Here is a 14,544-nt window from a genome sequence, read left to right on the forward strand (position 1 = left end):
ACCCGGTTTCTTTGTTCTGAATCTCATTCTTACTGCCCGCGCCCTGGTTTACAATCGGCAAAGCCTAATGCTTTACTATCAAGGAAACTGGCGATGGCGAAGCGAAACGGAGTTTTATCGCCATTTCCACGACTGCTTCGACTGGATACTCTATTTCCACAGCACGAGCCACTAGAGCTTCACGAATGCGATCGGGCAATTGTCCTAAAATGATTTGATCATCAGCAGGAGAAAGCTGTTTTTGAAGTTGAACTGACATAGCATCACCATTCACTTCTTGGATGCGTTACAGCGCTTCGCACTGCTATAAGGCTTCAATTTTAACTCTACCACCCTCAACTGCATCAACCTGCAATCGATAACCATAAAGCATCCCCATTCCAAGCAGGGGTTCTGTTTCGGATTCTGCAATGTCGATTGCGCGGTATTGCCCATCCCAAATTACTGTTCCGGTGTAAAAATCAAACACAGTTTCGCTGCCATCACCCAAGGTTACTGTATTGGAGGTTCTCCAAGGTAGCCTAAGACGAATAATCGTTTCCGATGGTAAAGACAGGCAGCCATCAAATCCAGTATCAATGACAGTATCAATAACTTCTCGTTGCCCACTTGAGTTACCCACTACAAGAGGAAGTGTTGCTTCACGCCGCCAATTCACAACTCCATAAATCATTAACTCTGCTTCAGACTCCGCGAACCAAAATGATAGACGGCACGGTGTCCGATGCGAATTGTCCAAGGTTGAGGATCGGCATGACGTTCAAATAATGGATCGGTTGCAGCGATCAGAGTTTCACCTACCTCAAAATCTCCAGTTTCGATGTCAATGGCTACAATTTTGCCTTCATTTCCAGCTTCGACTTGTTGCCGAATACCGGTTTCATAGAGTTCTTGTCCCCGTCTAGCTAATTCTTCTTTGCTGTAACGTCGTTGGCGAAGTACCATGGAATTACCCTCAACAGCAGCCAATTATGAGCGATCGCACCCTAAATATTCTAGACGATTTATCAAGAAAATCACAGAAGCTGATACCAGAAAATCAGCAACTGTTGTTAGTTTTTGCCGAGTTTCTGCTAGAGCGGCAAACTCAGTCAATGGCAACTTCTAGTCTTAATGAAGCAGAATCCTCTCCCGTACCAAAACGGGTTTTAGGTTTACATGTAAGGTATGGGTTGGATCGGTGATGATTTTAACGATCCTCTTTCCGATGAGTTTTGGACAGAGGTGGTTTAGGCTAAAATTATAGATAGAATCATTCTCTGTGTTGTTATGAGCGATCGCGACATCATGACCATTTAGATCTGCCTAGTTTATCAATAAATTTTAATCGAGCTACAGTTCATCAATCGTTACTAATCCACCTTCCGTAAACTGAATCACCAGCTCATATTCAGCAAGCAAAGCAGTTCCAATTAGGGGTCTGCGTCCTGTTGCAAACACACGAGTTTCTCGCTCCTCGTTATTCCAAAGAATAATTGCTTTATGTACGGGCAACATCACCGGGCTATTATCTGCTAGACTTACGAGCATGTCATACTTGAAAGGAAGATTCAGCAACGCTACTGCCTCTGGCGGTAAACATAGCTCATCTGTAAATCCTGTGTCTACTACAAACTCAATGGGGAAGTCAGCACGATTCGGAATCCGAAAAGGTATGATAATAATTGGATGTCCATCAGATACGATGCCTGAAATCACTCGACGGCACGCTCCATGACACCACCACCAAAAGATGCTGCGACGTTATATCCGATTTTGAATCCAACAAGCCGAGCATTGGGGTGCTTTTCACTCAAGTCGTCAGCAGCACGCAAGCCATTTTCATCAACTTTATAGTCTCCTGTTTCAATGTCAATGATGACCATTTTGCCAATATTCTCGTCTAACTCCACCTGCTGACGAATCTGACTTTCGTACAAATGCTTTGCACGTTGGGCAACTGCTTCACGGCTTAAAAGGATAGTCTGCATAGGCTAATTGGCGATCTCGACACTACTATTATATCGTCATTCTGAGCGATCGCCGAACGTGCTATAAATATAGAAAATTGATGACTTCCCAGAGCTGGAAGAGAAAGATATCAGAAGTTCTGCCTAGAGTTTACTGGCGATCGCTCCTTGTGTTCAGTTGCTTTGGCGATCGAGGTTCTCGAAGAGGCTTAGAAATAATTTTCCTATCACTGGTTGCTTGCCGTTTCCTCAAGTCATCACAAATCGCTTTCAAGTCATAATTGAATGCTCTAGCGTGTTCCTCCCGAATTCTATAGATTTCTTCTAAAATTTCATCTCTCCACATTGTTTAAATTCCCATTAACTCGTAGGGTGTACAAATTGGGGGTAGCTCATACCCAACATCACAACTAATCTGAACCAGCTTTTTCTGAATTTGAGCGTTGGCAATATGTTTACAGTTCCATGTTAGTAAATAGTCTAAGCCATAGATTGTAGCGATCGCCATACGCAAGGCATCACCAGCAGCTTTGCTGTGGTATAAGTGTAGATGGAAGCATTCTCTGTATTGTTATGAGCTATCGCGACATCATTACCATTGAGCCGGATAAACGGGGAGGCAAACCCTGTATTCGTCGGATGCGAATTACGGTTTACGACATTCTTGGCTGGCTTGCTGCTGGAATGTCTATGGCTGAAATTATTGAGGATTTCCCGGAGCTAACAGAGACAGATATCAGAGCTTGCTTAGAATTTGCAGCCGATCGCGAACATCGTTTAGTTGCTTCGGTGAGTGTCGCTTGAAACTCCTTTTCGATCAAAACCTGAGCCGAAAACTTATCCCTCGCTTGGCTGATATTTTTCCCAATTCTAGCCATATACAATTTCATGGGTTAGCAGAGAAGACAGATACAGAGATTTGGGAATTTGCCAAGCTCAACGATTTCTGCATTGTGACTCAAGATGCAGATTTTGCTGAAAGAAGCCGACTATACAGTTCTCCCCCAAAAGTGGTATGGCTAAGATGTGGAAATGCACCCACTCAACAGGTTGAAGCTCTGATTCGTTCTGGGCAAGAAGCCATTGAAGAACTTTTAGCAAATCCTGCTCTTCACTGCTTGGAACTTCACTAAGCTCAATAGGAATTAGCCAGGACACGAATCTAGGAATAGAAGACATAAGGGCTTAACGACCTGGTAGAGACTTCCTTGCCACATTAGATATTAAGTGAACATAGGAATTAACGACGGGGATAAAGCTCGGCAAAATACCAACTATTTCTTGTGCAACCAAGGCCGCAGGTGGCTGGTCAATGGTTTTTTCCGAACTAACAGTTCTAGTATCTCCGATAGGGATCACTCCCATAACACGCCACTGCTCCTTAACCGTATATGAGTAATGTTGTCTTTTCCAGAAAAACCAAACGCTTTCTTCCCATCTGCTCGTTTCTTGAAAAACTTCTTTAGTAAAGATAAGTGGGATCATTGCTAATACAAAAGCAACCCATATCACGATTTTTGACGTATCGCTTTCGATGTTGAATTTTTCTAGCAAGAGAACTTGGAGATAAGACCCGAAGATCAGAATCATAGAGTTGACTAAGGTTGAGATTAAAGAATACGCTGTGTTAGCCATGTTAATTAGTTTTGCGAAGTTAGTCTTTTAACAATGCCACTAAGAATTGTAGGTCTTAGCTATCCAATAAAACCACTGAAAAAAACAGATTTTTTGGTCATCTTTATTACGAATCGTTAAGCACAGGACAGAAAAACTTTGCTTTTCTCGGTAAAAAGTATGCTATAATAGAAAAAACCTTTATGTTATGTTGATTTTATAAATGTTACAGAAATGTTGCAGTTCATCGATCGCCTAGTCGAGAATCAAACGGGGAAACATCTAGACGATTTGCAGAAGAACATCGTTCAAGGCCTGTGGGAAGGCAAGACTTACCAACAAATGGCTGAAGACATTCCCGGTCGCTACAGTGAAAACTATATCGGAGACGAGAGCCGTAAGCTTTTCAAGGTCTTATCTGATGCGTTAGGTGACGAAGTTAAGAAAGCTAATTTTTGCTGGACGTTAGAGCGAGCGGTTAATTCCCCATTAGTTGGTTTAGTCAATGGAGATCTGACGTGGTGTCCTCATCCAGATCGCCAAACCACCAGCACCGAAGCACCCAAACCCACTCCAACCGGACCGAATCATGATTTAAGCCTTGCTCCAAAAATCAGGACATTCTGCGATCGCACCACCGAACTCAGCACTCTCTCTCACTGGCTCTGTAACCAAAACATTCCCCTGATTTCCGTAGTTGGCATCGCCGGGATTGGTAAAACAACCCTCGTGAAGCGCTGGATTGACTTAAACTTAGAAGAATTTGATACCATTATCTGGAAAAGTATCCCATTCTCCCCTAGCTTAAATACCATTATCGAGGACATCTTAACCACGGTTAATCCCGATACTCTCCTCACCCATCCTCTGCTGACTCAATTATTCCAGCTTTTACGCGATCGCCGATGCTTGCTTGTCCTAGATGACTTCCAACACATTTTTATACCCGGTCAACTTGCCGGACACTATAAACCAGAAGCCCAAGATTACCACACCTTACTCACCAAAATTACCGAAATTGACCATCAATCCACCCTTCTTGTCATCAGTCAAGAAAAAAATCAACAGATGATGGCTTTAGATGCAGAACTTTATCCCATCAAATGTTTAGAACTCGGCGGATTTGACAGCACAGAACTATTGAAAGGTGTCGGTTTAGGAGAGAGCGACAGCGCCCTTCAAATCCTGAAAAACTATGAAGGTCATCCCATTTATCTTAAACAAATCTCTAGCTTAATTCAAACCCTTTTCTCCGGCAATATCGCCGAATTGTTTGCCGAAGACCACCTCATTCTCACTCAAACCATGCAGACTCGGATGAAAACGTGTTTTAACCGTTTATCGCCTCCCGAACAACAAATTGCCCTCCACTTAAGTCAAAGCGCTCTGCCCATTTCACGGGAACAGTTAAGAGCCGACTTATCCTTATCCTCAACCGACTTAATTAACGGATTAGACTCCTTAAAGCGGCGCTTCTTACTCACCTCCATAGAAACAGAGAGAATCGCCTTTAACTTATCTCCCATTTTTCGAGAATATGTCAGATCGTTAAGTTAGATTGGTAAGGTGATGATGACAAGGTTTTAGCCAATTCCCCATTACCACTGTCCAGCGCCATCATTTATCGGTTGAGAACACTAGGCCAATTACGATCTCCTTTAGCAATATTGCCAGGTATATCCCGACTCCATTGGGCTTGTACACCTTTACTATAGTTCAGGTACAATTTCCCTTCATGGATTGCCCAAGCGTTGGGATCGACTGGAGCAGTGTATCCTTCACTCACGGCTTTGGCGCAGTATCCCCCATATTGAGGAGCGTATTGGGTAGGATTCGCAGCAAATTTATCGCGGTTTTCAGCACTGGCAAAGTACCAGGTTGTTCCGTTCCATTGATGTTGGTATTCCGCTTTGCCCATCACGGCATTTGCACCCTGGTTTTGACTGAAATAGGCTACGGGATCTGCACCTCGGATGGCTACCCCTTGGCGAGAGAAAACAGGAGGGAGTTTCGTCACTTTAGTTGCACTCGCTTTAAAAGAGGTTGGGGTTTCCCCAGTCTTGAATTGCCCTTGGGCATAGGTGTGGGCGGTAATGCCTAGAGTAAAAATAGAGGCGATCGCCAGGATGGTAAGGTAATGGTGTTTCATGAATGACTCCAAAAAGGCTAAGGATAGGAGTAAGGAATCGGTAATAGGCAATAGGGAATTTCATTGACGACCTACTACCCATTACCAGTGTCCAGCCCTATAACTTATCGATTCAGAATACCTGGCCAATGGCGATTGGCTTTGGCAATATTGCCAGGGATATCGCGCACCCACTGGGCTTGTACATCTTTATTGAAGTTGAGGTAGAGTTTCCCTTCATAGATTTTCCAAGCATCAGGATCGACTGGGGCAAGGTTGCCTTCACTCATAGCTTTGGCGCAATATCCGCCATATTGAGGAGCGTATTGCTCGGGGTTCGCAGCGAATTTATCCCGGTTTTCAGCACTGGCAAACTTCCAGGTGGTTCCGTTCCACTCAACTGTATATTCATCTTTACCCATTACAGCTTCAGCTCCTGCGCCGTTGAGACTAAAATAGGCTACGGGATCTGCACCTCTGATGGCTACGCCTTTGCGTGAGAAAACAGCGGGACGTTTGCTGGCACCGGCACAGGGATTGCTTCCGGCGCAGGGATTAGAGCCAGCACAGGGATTTTTGCCCGCACAGGCTTTGAGGGCACTACTTTTACCAGCACAGGGGTTGGAGCCAGCACAGGGATTTTCACCCGCACAGGGATTTTTGCCCGCACAGGCTTTGAGGGCACTACTTTTACCGGCACAAGGATTGTCACCAGCACAGGGGTTTTTACCAGCACAGGGGTTGTCACCAGCACAAGGATTTTTACCGGCACAAGGGTTGTCACCCGCGCAAGGATTCTCACCGGCACAAGGATTTTTACCCGCACAGGGATTGCCAGCGCAAGCTTTCAGAGAGGTAGAAGTTTCTCCGGTCTTGTACTCCCCTTGAGCATAAGTGTGGGCGGTAATACCTACAGTAAAAATAGAGGCGATCGCTAGGCTGGCAATGTAATGTAGTTTCATGAGTGACTCCGATAAAGTTAACGATAGCTGTAACTGTTGACATTTTCATGAAACCTTACCCAACTGAAGTAGCTGTGAGAGAAATCTGAACTCTTCCTGAGAATTTTCTCTTTGGGATTCCCTTTAAGTTACGGTTGACCTCAGAAGTGTTTACTAAAGAGTGATGCCATGCAAGCTGCTGATTGGCTCGTGAATGAACAAGGCGAACGTCATCCCTTAGAGTCTTTAAGTTCTCCAGACGCTGGGGATAAACCGTATCGGTTATATCGGTTTCTGACGGATTTAGAAACGATTTTGTGGGAGATTCCGGAAGATAGCCAGCGTTTACCGGAAATTGCTCGCTGTTTGCGTCAACTATTAGATTCTTCTCCTTGGCTACAAACCTATTATTCAGAACCGAGTCCGAATCCAGGATGGTCAATTTTATCCCTATATGACGAACCAGAGTTTACGCTGACGATTCAAATTGTGGCTTGGTTACCCGGCAATGTTTCCCCGATTCATAATCATGGCAGTTGGGGAGTGGTGGCTTTATTAAGTGGAGAAGAAAAAAATATATTTTGGCGCAGAAGTCCGACTCCTGAATTCGAGGATCGCATTGAAGCCGTAGATTCTTATATTTTAACTCCTGGAGAAATCATTACCTTTCTCCCCGATGCCATTCACAGCGTCGAACCTCTAGGGAATGAAGCCGCGATTACGTTGAATATATACGGAGAAACAAAGGTGGACAAGCGGTTTGAATTCGATTCCGTTAATCATACCGCTTGGAATTTTTAGAGCGCCAACAACCGAAGAGGAAAACAGTATACTGGGAAACAAAGCATTTATCCTCAAGCTAAAACCCATGCAAACCAGCGATCTGATTCCTTCAGCTTGGCAACAACTCCGACAAGGTAGTGTAACTTGTGATCAAGCCATTCAGCTATTAGTCGATAGCGATCGCCACCTTAACCTATCCTTACTTGATTCTGAAGTCAGTTCTCGGTTTTGGCGTGAATTCCCCGATCGCCAGAACCTACCTCCCATTATTCCCTTACTGCTGTGGCGCAACTGCTACTATCTTGGCTCTCCCGTGAGGGTAGAAGACAATCGAATCCGAGAAATGAGCGATCGTACCCTCACCGATATTAAAATCATCCCCATTTCCCCAAAAAGCTACAGCTCTTGGCATCATACCCGTAATTTTGACCATACTCGCATCAGTGCTGCGCCCCTCGTTAACCCCATCACCGGGGAACTCGAACAAGAAAATATTACCGAAGTTACCGAACTCTACTTATCCAAAGCCGTCGGTCAAATTAGCCGCATTAAAACCATTATCTCCGGCGCTCTCCGCAACCGTGCCAGCGATATCCACCTTGAACCCCTACCCCACGGCTTGCGGGTTCGGTATCGCATTGACGGCGTACTCCGAGATATTACGACTCTCTCATCAGAAGTCAGCCGTAAAGTCATCGTTGCCCTCAAAGTCATGTCCAACATGGACATTGCCGAAAGTCGTCGCCCCCAAGATGGACGGATTGGAGAAAAATACGCCACCCAAGATAATCGAGAATTGGGCATGGATATGCGCGTTAGTACCCTTCCGTGTGTCAGTGGCGAAAAAGCCGTGATCCGCCTCCTTCCTCGGAAAAATCCCTTTAGTAAAATTGAAGACCTCGGCTTTAACCATAAAACCCAACCCATCTATCAAAACTGGCTCAAGCAACCCCAGGGCATGATTATCCTCACCGGACCCACCGGTTCCGGGAAAACCAGTACTCTTTATACCAGTTTACAATCCGTAGCCACAGAGCAAGTGAATGTAGTCACCGTTGAAGATCCCGTAGAATACATCTTACCCGGAATTACCCAAACCCAAGTCCACGAAAGAGCAGGCATGACCTTTGCCGCTGGATTGCGGGCCATTTTGCGCCAAGACCCCGATATCATTATGGTCGGAGAGATTCGCGACCATGAAACCGCAGAAACCGCAGTCCGAGCAGCTTTAACCGGTCATTTAGTCTTTACCACCTTGCATACCAATGATGCCGTGGGAGCCATTCCCCGGCTCAAGGATATCGGACCCGATCCGGGTTTGATTAGTGACGCGCTCCTGGGGATTATTGCCCAGCGTTTAGTACGCCGTGTTTGTACCCATTGTGGCGCGCCCTATCGCCCTAGTGAAGAGGATTTAAAGAAATTAGGCATTGGTTTACATGAAGCCAACCCAGAAGAATGGCGTAAAGGACAAGGGTGTGTTAAGTGTTTTCAGTCGGGATATTTAGGACGAGAGGCCATTATTGAGTTGCTTAATGTAGACGATCCCATTCACGAGTTGATTTATGAAGGGGGAGTCACTGACTTGCGCCGACATTTGAAAAACACAGATTTTATGTCCTTTCGCAAAGCAGCCACTGATAAGGTAACCCTGGGTAAAACGACGGTGGAGGAGGTGGAGCGAGTTCTCCCTCGCAGCGCCATGCAGTATAAGTTGACTTGAGAACCGAAACCCAACCTCGTGCCGTGACTGGCCAAAAATCATGTATTATACCCCCTTCCTTTTAGTGCTGTAGTACTATGGCAGCTCATATTTCTAAAGCGCTACAGCAACTTTATTAGAGTAATACGATTTGTAGTAAAATAGCTATAATTGTTGGTTAAGAGGGTAAATGTACAAAGATTGTCCTGGGTGAAAACACAATGAGAAAACTGGCAACAATCGAGCAAATAAAGTCTTCGCAGCCTGTGCCCAATGCTGATTCGCTGGATGTCGTTCAGGTACGAGGCTGGCAAGTGGTAACCAAGCGCAATGAATTTCAGGTGGGGGATCTGGCTGTTTACTTCGAGATTGACTCTTTTCTCCCCATTCGCCCTGAATTTGAATTTCTCCGATCTAGCTCCTTCAAACGTATGGGAGAAGAAGAAGGGTTTCGCTTGCGAACCGTCAAGTTGCGCAAACAACTTTCCCAAGGTTTGGTTTTACCTGTGGCGACATTTCCGGAACTTGCAGCGCTGTCTTGCTCCGTAGGGGATGATGTCACTGAGCTATTGGGGGTGCAGAAATACGAGCCTCCAGTTCCAGCCTCTCTATCGGGGTTGGTGAAGGGAGCATTCCCTAGCGTTATTCCGAAAACTGACCAAGAACGGATTCAAAACTTGTGGGAATCTTATGCCGCTACTCTCCAGGATGTTGCCTTTGAGGAAACCGTTAAGCTGGATGGCTCTTCCATGACGGTGTACGTCCGAGAGGGTGAGGTTGGAGTTTGCTCGCGTAACCTAGACCTCAAGTGCGATCGCCCCGACAAGCCCCGCAATATTCTCTGGCAAGTCGCTCTGAAGCTAAATTTGCTCGAATTGCTGCCTCCACTACATCGCAACCTAGCCATTCAAGGCGAGTTGATCGGCCCTAACATTCAGAAAAATAACGAGAAGCTGACAGAACCAGCTTGGTTTGTCTTTGATGTTTGGGACATCGATCGCCAGCAATATTTCCCGGCATCAGAGCGGCTCTCTTTTATCCAACAGCTCGGCTTGCAGCATGTGCCCGTCGTCTCTGAATCGATTCAAGTCTTCCGCAACTTTTCTTCCCTTGAGGAGTTGCTCTCTCATGCCGATGGCCCATCTTTAAATGCCAGTAGACGAGAGGGCTTGGTATACAAATCCCTAGAGCCAGTTGATGGAGAGATGTTTTCTTTCAAGGCGATCTCCAATCGATGGTTACTCAAGAATGAATCAGGTTAAGAACAATGGTGAATAAACTCCCTTGACCGAGTTGACTGGTAACCGTAAGATAGCTTTGATGATGATGGACAATTGCCCAGGTAACGGCTAATACCATTTCTCTATGAAAGCGCAAAGCGCTGTATGGTGTTCCGCCAGGACTTCCAGAATAGCTTGGCGATACTTGTCTAATCTTTCCATTCCTCCTAACCAACTTAATAAGGAGGAGGTATACATGGAGTTGCTGTGATATCGCATAGAAATGCGGACAAGTAATGCATAGACAGATGGACTAGGAGTACTATTACGCCACCAACTAATAAGGCTAAGGAAGGGTTTGCTGATAAAATATCGTCGCCAAATTCCTTAGCTCCATTAGCAATAAGTAGTTCAATAATTTCTTCCCTATCCCCCAGTTCTCTGGCTAAAGTTAGCGGACGTTTGCTCGAATGCTCTGTATTATCGTTGCCATAAAAAGTATAATAACGAATGCTACCTAAGTATACACCGCGATCGATTAACACCTTCACTGCTTCTGGGTAATTTCCTTGAATAGCCTCATTGATGGGAGTCTTACGAGGCCAACCGAGTGCATTTATCTCAGCTCCATTATCTAATAGTAGTTCTATCATCTCTACATGACCGTATCTACAGGCTCGATGTAACGGCGTGTCTTCTTTTTCTGGCTCGGCATCAAGCTTGGCTCCTTTTTCTATCAACAATTGAGCGACAGCGAGCGCATTATACTTGGCAGCATGGTGGAGAGGAGTATCGCCTGATTTATTGCGAATATGAATGTCGGCTCCTTTTTCAAGCAAAAATTCGGCGACTGGCATCGAATCTCGGCAGATTGCCAGATGCAATAAGCTCGCTCCTCCGAAGAAAGGTTCATTTCGCTTGATGTTGAGAGAATTAATATCGTCCTCGTCAGCGAGCAAACGTTTTAAGTTTTCTAGATCTCCCAACGCTGCCGCTAAATAGATATCGAGTTCTACTCCATTCTTTAAAAGGAACTCTACAATGCGATCGCGCTTGTGGTAAATCGCTGCAAAAATTGGCGAATAGGCTGGATAACCATCCGATGCTTTTGGATTAACCTCGGCTCCATACTCTACCAGAAGACGAACAACCTCAAAATGACCCTCTCGTGCTGCTAAATATAAAGGGGTTATCCCGCCAACTGCAATGTTGGGACTTCCTATGTATTGCAGATAAATGTTCAGCGACGGAATATTGCCTTCTTCGGCTAAAAAGTGGATTGTCTGATAGCTTTGGGGTTCCAAGCAAGATTTCCGTAAGGAGTTCCAGTCCAAATTCAACTTCCTCCAATCTGTTAATAACTCGTTTGCTGATATTGCGATCGTTGATTCTTTTCTTGGTATTCCCTAATCTATTCCCCAATCCTAATCGATCGCAAACTCGGTAAACTTGCGAGCATTGGGGTCGTGAAAACCCAGGACGATCGCTTTTTTGGGTACGCCTAACTCAATCAGTTGATTCGCCACGCCAATTTCCGTACCATCATGCTGAATCCAAATTTTATCACCTTTGATATCGATATGAATTAAGGAACTAAATATTCTGCGATCGCCATTCCAGCCAATACTTGTCAGTTGATAATGGTCGTTTTGCGTATCGCTAATAATAAATTGTTCTAGGTCACCATAAGACGATTTATATTTATGATGTTCTGCTATGACTTTCAGAACAGCTTGGCGGTACTCATCTAATCTTCCCATCGTACAATAACCTCTTTTTCGGAATCAAACACGAGAATTTTCACCTGGTATTCAGTAACACTCAATTGCGCCAGTTCTCCAGAGAAAAAACTACAATATATTTTAGCGGGAACGGCTAAAAACAGAACTCGATTTGGCTCTTCCTGTTTTAAGGCAACTCGATAGTTGAGAAATTGACCTAGAGCGCGATGAAATTCTGAAGTTGGAGAAGAAGATAAGAAACTCTTGATTTCAACAGCAATTTTGACATTATCTTTTTCAGCAGCAACCAGTTGCTCTGCACCCAAATCGATTTCCAGCCTACCAGAAGATAACTCTAACACTAGTGGATCGTCGGTGATTGTCCAACCTTCTTTTTGCAAGGCTACTTTAACTGTATTATGATAAACATCTTTAGCAGACATGATGCGATCGAATTCAGTGTTGAGCTTCACTGAATTATATCAAAATTTTCTATTCCTTAACCTATACTGGACGGCATTGAGTATGAAGTAACCTCAACCCAATGGCTATAGCATTTTAACTCACATTTTGCACGACAAAATGTAGTACAAATCCTCGAGTAAGGGTAGTGAGTATTTAAGCTGACCCAAAAAAGCGGTAACAAAGGCTCCTCCAGTTTTTTTCCAGGGCAAATATTCCCTATAATTCAGAACTTGCTTGTACTGTTGAGCCATAAGGCTTTTAGAGAAATGATATTCTTCTGCTTGTAATGCATATTTGAGAATTAGTTTAGTTAAAAATATACGTGCAAAGGATTCAAATTTGTGGTAGATAAAGTCTCTATTTTCACCGTCGCGACAATTTTCTACACTATGGGGTTCTTCTTTTAGATTGAGAATAATATGATGCTGTTCATACTTATCAATTGGCTATGATCGTAGCATTTAAAAGCCTATTGGTAAAGTGAATTTTAAGAATGACTAACTCACCAGGACATTGATAGTTACTCAAGAATGAATCAGGGTAAGAGCAATAGTGAATAGACTCCCTTGACCGAGTTGACTGGTAACCGTAAGATCGCCTTGATGATAGTGGGCGATCGCCCGGGCAATGGCTAATCCTAAACCTGTGCCTCCTGTGGTTCGAGCGCGATCGCTGTCAACCCGGTAAAAGCGATCGAAAATACGCGGTTGTTCTTCTTTGGCAATCCCTATTCCCGTGTCTCGAACCTGAATCAAAGCCTGACGTTCTTTGACGGTTAAGCTCACCACGACTTGACCTTGACTAGGGGTATATTGAATGGCATTAGCGATTAAATTAGAGACTAAACGGTAAAGTTGAGAATCGTCTCCTAAAACCTGAATTGGGCGATCGGGGATGTGCTCAATGAGATCGATATCAGCCCTCATAGCCACCTCGGAAAATTCTTCTACCAGATCCCCAACTAAATCGTTTAAACAACAATACTGAAAAGAGGTAGAAGGGACTCGATCTTCCAGACGAGTTAATAAGAGTAAATCTGTAATTAGATGGCTTAAGCGTCTTCCTTGTCTTTCTAGAGTTTGCAACATTGGGGTTAAATCTTCGGGTTTTGAGGAGGGTATTCTTAACATGGCTTCTATGGTTGCTAACAAATTAGCTAGGGGCGATCGCAACTCATGGGCGGCATTAGCGGTAAACTGTTGTTGTTGTTGATACGATTGATAAATCGGTTGCATGGCTAACCCGGAAAGCCACCAACTCGACATCACCACTATCCCTAAAATTAGGGGAAACCCGATCGCTAAGATCGTTTGTATGCGTCTAACTTCAGCATCAAAGGGTTGTAAAGTTCGTCCCAGTTGCAAATAACCCCAAGATGATTTGTGCTTGTGGCGATCGCCAACGGAATGAGGATAAGCACTGTGTAAAATAATCGTAAATTGGTGATAACGAATCCCCTCACTGGTGAGAGTTTGCCAGGGAGTATCCTTTAAGATGCCAGAAAGATTCGCCGGTTGATTGGGAGAAAAAGCTAGCAGTTGCCCCTGATGATTAAACAGCCGTAGGAAATAGGTGCTGCGATCGCTAATACCAATGGTATGTCTTTCAATTAAAGTCGGATTAAAATTACACGGTTGTCCCACTAAACACAATTCAGGCAAAATCTGCCTTAACACAGTGGTGGGGTTTTCTGAGGCAGGCAACATCGGTTCTAAGCTATCGTGAAGTGTTCCCGCGATCGACTCCATTTCCCGTTCCATTGCTTGCCAATTCGATCGCACCAGGGAACGATACATACCCAACGCCGATACACTTAAAATTGCCCCCATCACTAAGGCATACCAAAACGCTAAACGAAGGCGACTGTGACGAAAAAGTGGAGAACTTTTCATAAATGGAACTTAAACAACAGACATAGCTCTATAGCACTTCACACTAGGCAATAGTTTAAACCCAAAAAATAATAAGAAATATATTTATCCTCTTCTGTCACTTTCCCTAAAAGGGGGTAATATCAAGTC

19 protein-coding genes and 2 pseudogenes are annotated in these 14,544 nt (G+C 44.5%); 7 read left to right on the forward strand and 14 right to left on the reverse strand.

Annotated elements, in window-relative coordinates; all coding sequences use genetic code 11:
• Positions 1-29 precede the first annotated feature (29 nt).
• From AC3A14_RS03485 to AC3A14_RS03495, 3 genes and pseudogenes are all read right to left on the reverse strand, one after another.
• Positions 30-259, reverse strand: a pseudogene (locus tag AC3A14_RS03485) (hypothetical protein).
• Positions 260-304: 45 nt separating this feature from the next.
• Positions 305-673 (reverse strand): clan AA aspartic protease, encoded by a 369-nt coding sequence (locus tag AC3A14_RS03490; RefSeq protein WP_413039044.1) that lies wholly within the window; start codon positions 671-673, stop codon positions 305-307.
• Complete coding sequence (locus tag AC3A14_RS03495; protein ID WP_318701812.1) at positions 673-945, reverse strand: hypothetical protein; 273 nt, start codon at positions 943-945, stop codon at positions 673-675. Before AC3A14_RS03495 ends, AC3A14_RS03490 begins: the two co-directional genes overlap by 1 nt.
• A gap of 26 nt (positions 946-971) precedes the next feature.
• On the opposite strand from AC3A14_RS03495, the gene AC3A14_RS03500 reads away from it, so the two are divergent.
• Positions 972-1,184, forward strand: a complete 213-nt coding sequence (locus AC3A14_RS03500; protein WP_318731249.1) for a hypothetical protein — start codon at positions 972-974, stop codon at positions 1,182-1,184.
• Between the two features lie 148 nt (positions 1,185-1,332).
• Here AC3A14_RS03500 and AC3A14_RS03505 read toward each other — a convergent pair whose 3' ends face one another.
• From AC3A14_RS03505 to AC3A14_RS03520, 4 genes and pseudogenes are all read right to left on the reverse strand, one after another.
• The gene (locus AC3A14_RS03505; RefSeq protein WP_318731248.1) at positions 1,333-1,698 is read right to left on the reverse strand and encodes a clan AA aspartic protease; all 366 of its coding nucleotides are present in this window, start codon (positions 1,696-1,698) and stop codon (positions 1,333-1,335) included.
• The gene (locus tag AC3A14_RS03510; RefSeq protein WP_318731247.1) at positions 1,695-1,970 is read right to left on the reverse strand and encodes a hypothetical protein; all 276 of its coding nucleotides are present in this window, start codon (positions 1,968-1,970) and stop codon (positions 1,695-1,697) included. The genes AC3A14_RS03505 and AC3A14_RS03510 overlap by 4 nt, the downstream gene beginning before the upstream one ends.
• A gap of 130 nt (positions 1,971-2,100) precedes the next feature.
• The gene (locus tag AC3A14_RS03515; RefSeq protein WP_318731246.1) at positions 2,101-2,295 is read right to left on the reverse strand and encodes a hypothetical protein; all 195 of its coding nucleotides are present in this window, start codon (positions 2,293-2,295) and stop codon (positions 2,101-2,103) included.
• Between the two features lie 3 nt (positions 2,296-2,298).
• Positions 2,299-2,481: pseudogene (locus tag AC3A14_RS03520) on the reverse strand (type II toxin-antitoxin system VapC family toxin); the annotation flags it as partial.
• 41 nt (positions 2,482-2,522) lie between these two features.
• Here AC3A14_RS03520 and AC3A14_RS03525 point away from each other — a divergent pair.
• Both AC3A14_RS03525 and AC3A14_RS03530 read left to right on the forward strand, forming a co-directional pair.
• Positions 2,523-2,753, forward strand: a complete 231-nt coding sequence (locus tag AC3A14_RS03525) for a DUF433 domain-containing protein (RefSeq protein ID WP_318731245.1) — start codon at positions 2,523-2,525, stop codon at positions 2,751-2,753.
• On the forward strand, positions 2,750-3,082 hold the full coding sequence (locus AC3A14_RS03530; RefSeq protein ID WP_318731244.1) for a DUF5615 family PIN-like protein: 333 nt from the start codon (positions 2,750-2,752) through the stop codon (positions 3,080-3,082). Before AC3A14_RS03525 ends, AC3A14_RS03530 begins: the two co-directional genes overlap by 4 nt.
• A gap of 52 nt (positions 3,083-3,134) precedes the next feature.
• On the opposite strand, the gene AC3A14_RS03535 is transcribed toward AC3A14_RS03530, so the two are convergent.
• A complete protein-coding gene (locus tag AC3A14_RS03535) occupies positions 3,135-3,584 on the reverse strand; it encodes a hypothetical protein (RefSeq protein WP_318731243.1) in 450 nt (149 codons plus the stop codon).
• A 213-nt stretch (positions 3,585-3,797) separates the two neighbouring features.
• On the opposite strand from AC3A14_RS03535, the gene AC3A14_RS03540 reads away from it, so the two are divergent.
• Complete coding sequence (locus AC3A14_RS03540) at positions 3,798-5,120, forward strand: ATP-binding protein (protein WP_318731242.1); 1,323 nt, start codon at positions 3,798-3,800, stop codon at positions 5,118-5,120.
• A gap of 64 nt (positions 5,121-5,184) precedes the next feature.
• Here AC3A14_RS03540 and AC3A14_RS03545 read toward each other — a convergent pair whose 3' ends face one another.
• Both AC3A14_RS03545 and AC3A14_RS03550 read right to left on the reverse strand, forming a co-directional pair.
• On the reverse strand, positions 5,185-5,763 hold the full coding sequence (locus AC3A14_RS03545; RefSeq protein WP_487778910.1) for a YHS domain-containing (seleno)protein: 579 nt from the start codon (positions 5,761-5,763) through the stop codon (positions 5,185-5,187).
• Between the two features lie 53 nt (positions 5,764-5,816).
• Entirely contained in the window at positions 5,817-6,653 is an 837-nt protein-coding gene (locus AC3A14_RS03550) for a YHS domain-containing (seleno)protein (protein ID WP_318731240.1), read from the reverse strand.
• 168 nt (positions 6,654-6,821) lie between these two features.
• On the opposite strand from AC3A14_RS03550, the gene AC3A14_RS03555 reads away from it, so the two are divergent.
• From AC3A14_RS03555 to AC3A14_RS03565, 3 genes are all read left to right on the forward strand, one after another.
• Positions 6,822-7,433, forward strand: a complete 612-nt coding sequence (locus tag AC3A14_RS03555; protein ID WP_318731238.1) for a cysteine dioxygenase family protein — start codon at positions 6,822-6,824, stop codon at positions 7,431-7,433.
• Positions 7,434-7,500: 67 nt separating this feature from the next.
• The gene (locus AC3A14_RS03560) at positions 7,501-9,138 is read left to right on the forward strand and encodes a GspE/PulE family protein (RefSeq protein WP_318731237.1); all 1,638 of its coding nucleotides are present in this window, start codon (positions 7,501-7,503) and stop codon (positions 9,136-9,138) included.
• A 200-nt stretch (positions 9,139-9,338) separates the two neighbouring features.
• Positions 9,339-10,379 carry an RNA ligase (ATP) gene (locus tag AC3A14_RS03565; protein WP_318734659.1) on the forward strand — a complete coding sequence of 347 codons (1,041 nt, stop codon included), beginning with the start codon at positions 9,339-9,341 and terminating at the stop codon, positions 10,377-10,379.
• 194 nt (positions 10,380-10,573) lie between these two features.
• Here the strand turns inward: AC3A14_RS03565 and AC3A14_RS03570 are convergent, their stop codons facing one another.
• From AC3A14_RS03570 to rppB, 4 genes are all read right to left on the reverse strand, one after another.
• Complete coding sequence (locus tag AC3A14_RS03570) at positions 10,574-11,671, reverse strand: ankyrin repeat domain-containing protein (RefSeq protein WP_318731235.1); 1,098 nt, start codon at positions 11,669-11,671, stop codon at positions 10,574-10,576.
• A 90-nt stretch (positions 11,672-11,761) separates the two neighbouring features.
• The gene (locus tag AC3A14_RS03575) at positions 11,762-12,097 is read right to left on the reverse strand and encodes a XisI protein (protein WP_318731234.1); all 336 of its coding nucleotides are present in this window, start codon (positions 12,095-12,097) and stop codon (positions 11,762-11,764) included.
• On the reverse strand, positions 12,085-12,501 hold the full coding sequence (locus tag AC3A14_RS03580) for an element excision factor XisH family protein (RefSeq protein ID WP_413038559.1): 417 nt from the start codon (positions 12,499-12,501) through the stop codon (positions 12,085-12,087). The genes AC3A14_RS03575 and AC3A14_RS03580 overlap by 13 nt, the downstream gene beginning before the upstream one ends.
• Before the next feature lie 546 nt (positions 12,502-13,047).
• Entirely contained in the window at positions 13,048-14,415 is a 1,368-nt protein-coding gene (gene rppB, locus AC3A14_RS03585; protein ID WP_318731233.1) for a two-component system sensor histidine kinase RppB, read from the reverse strand.
• Between the last annotated feature and the right edge of the window lie 129 nt (positions 14,416-14,544).

It is taken from the genome of Roseofilum sp., assembly GCF_982964205.1.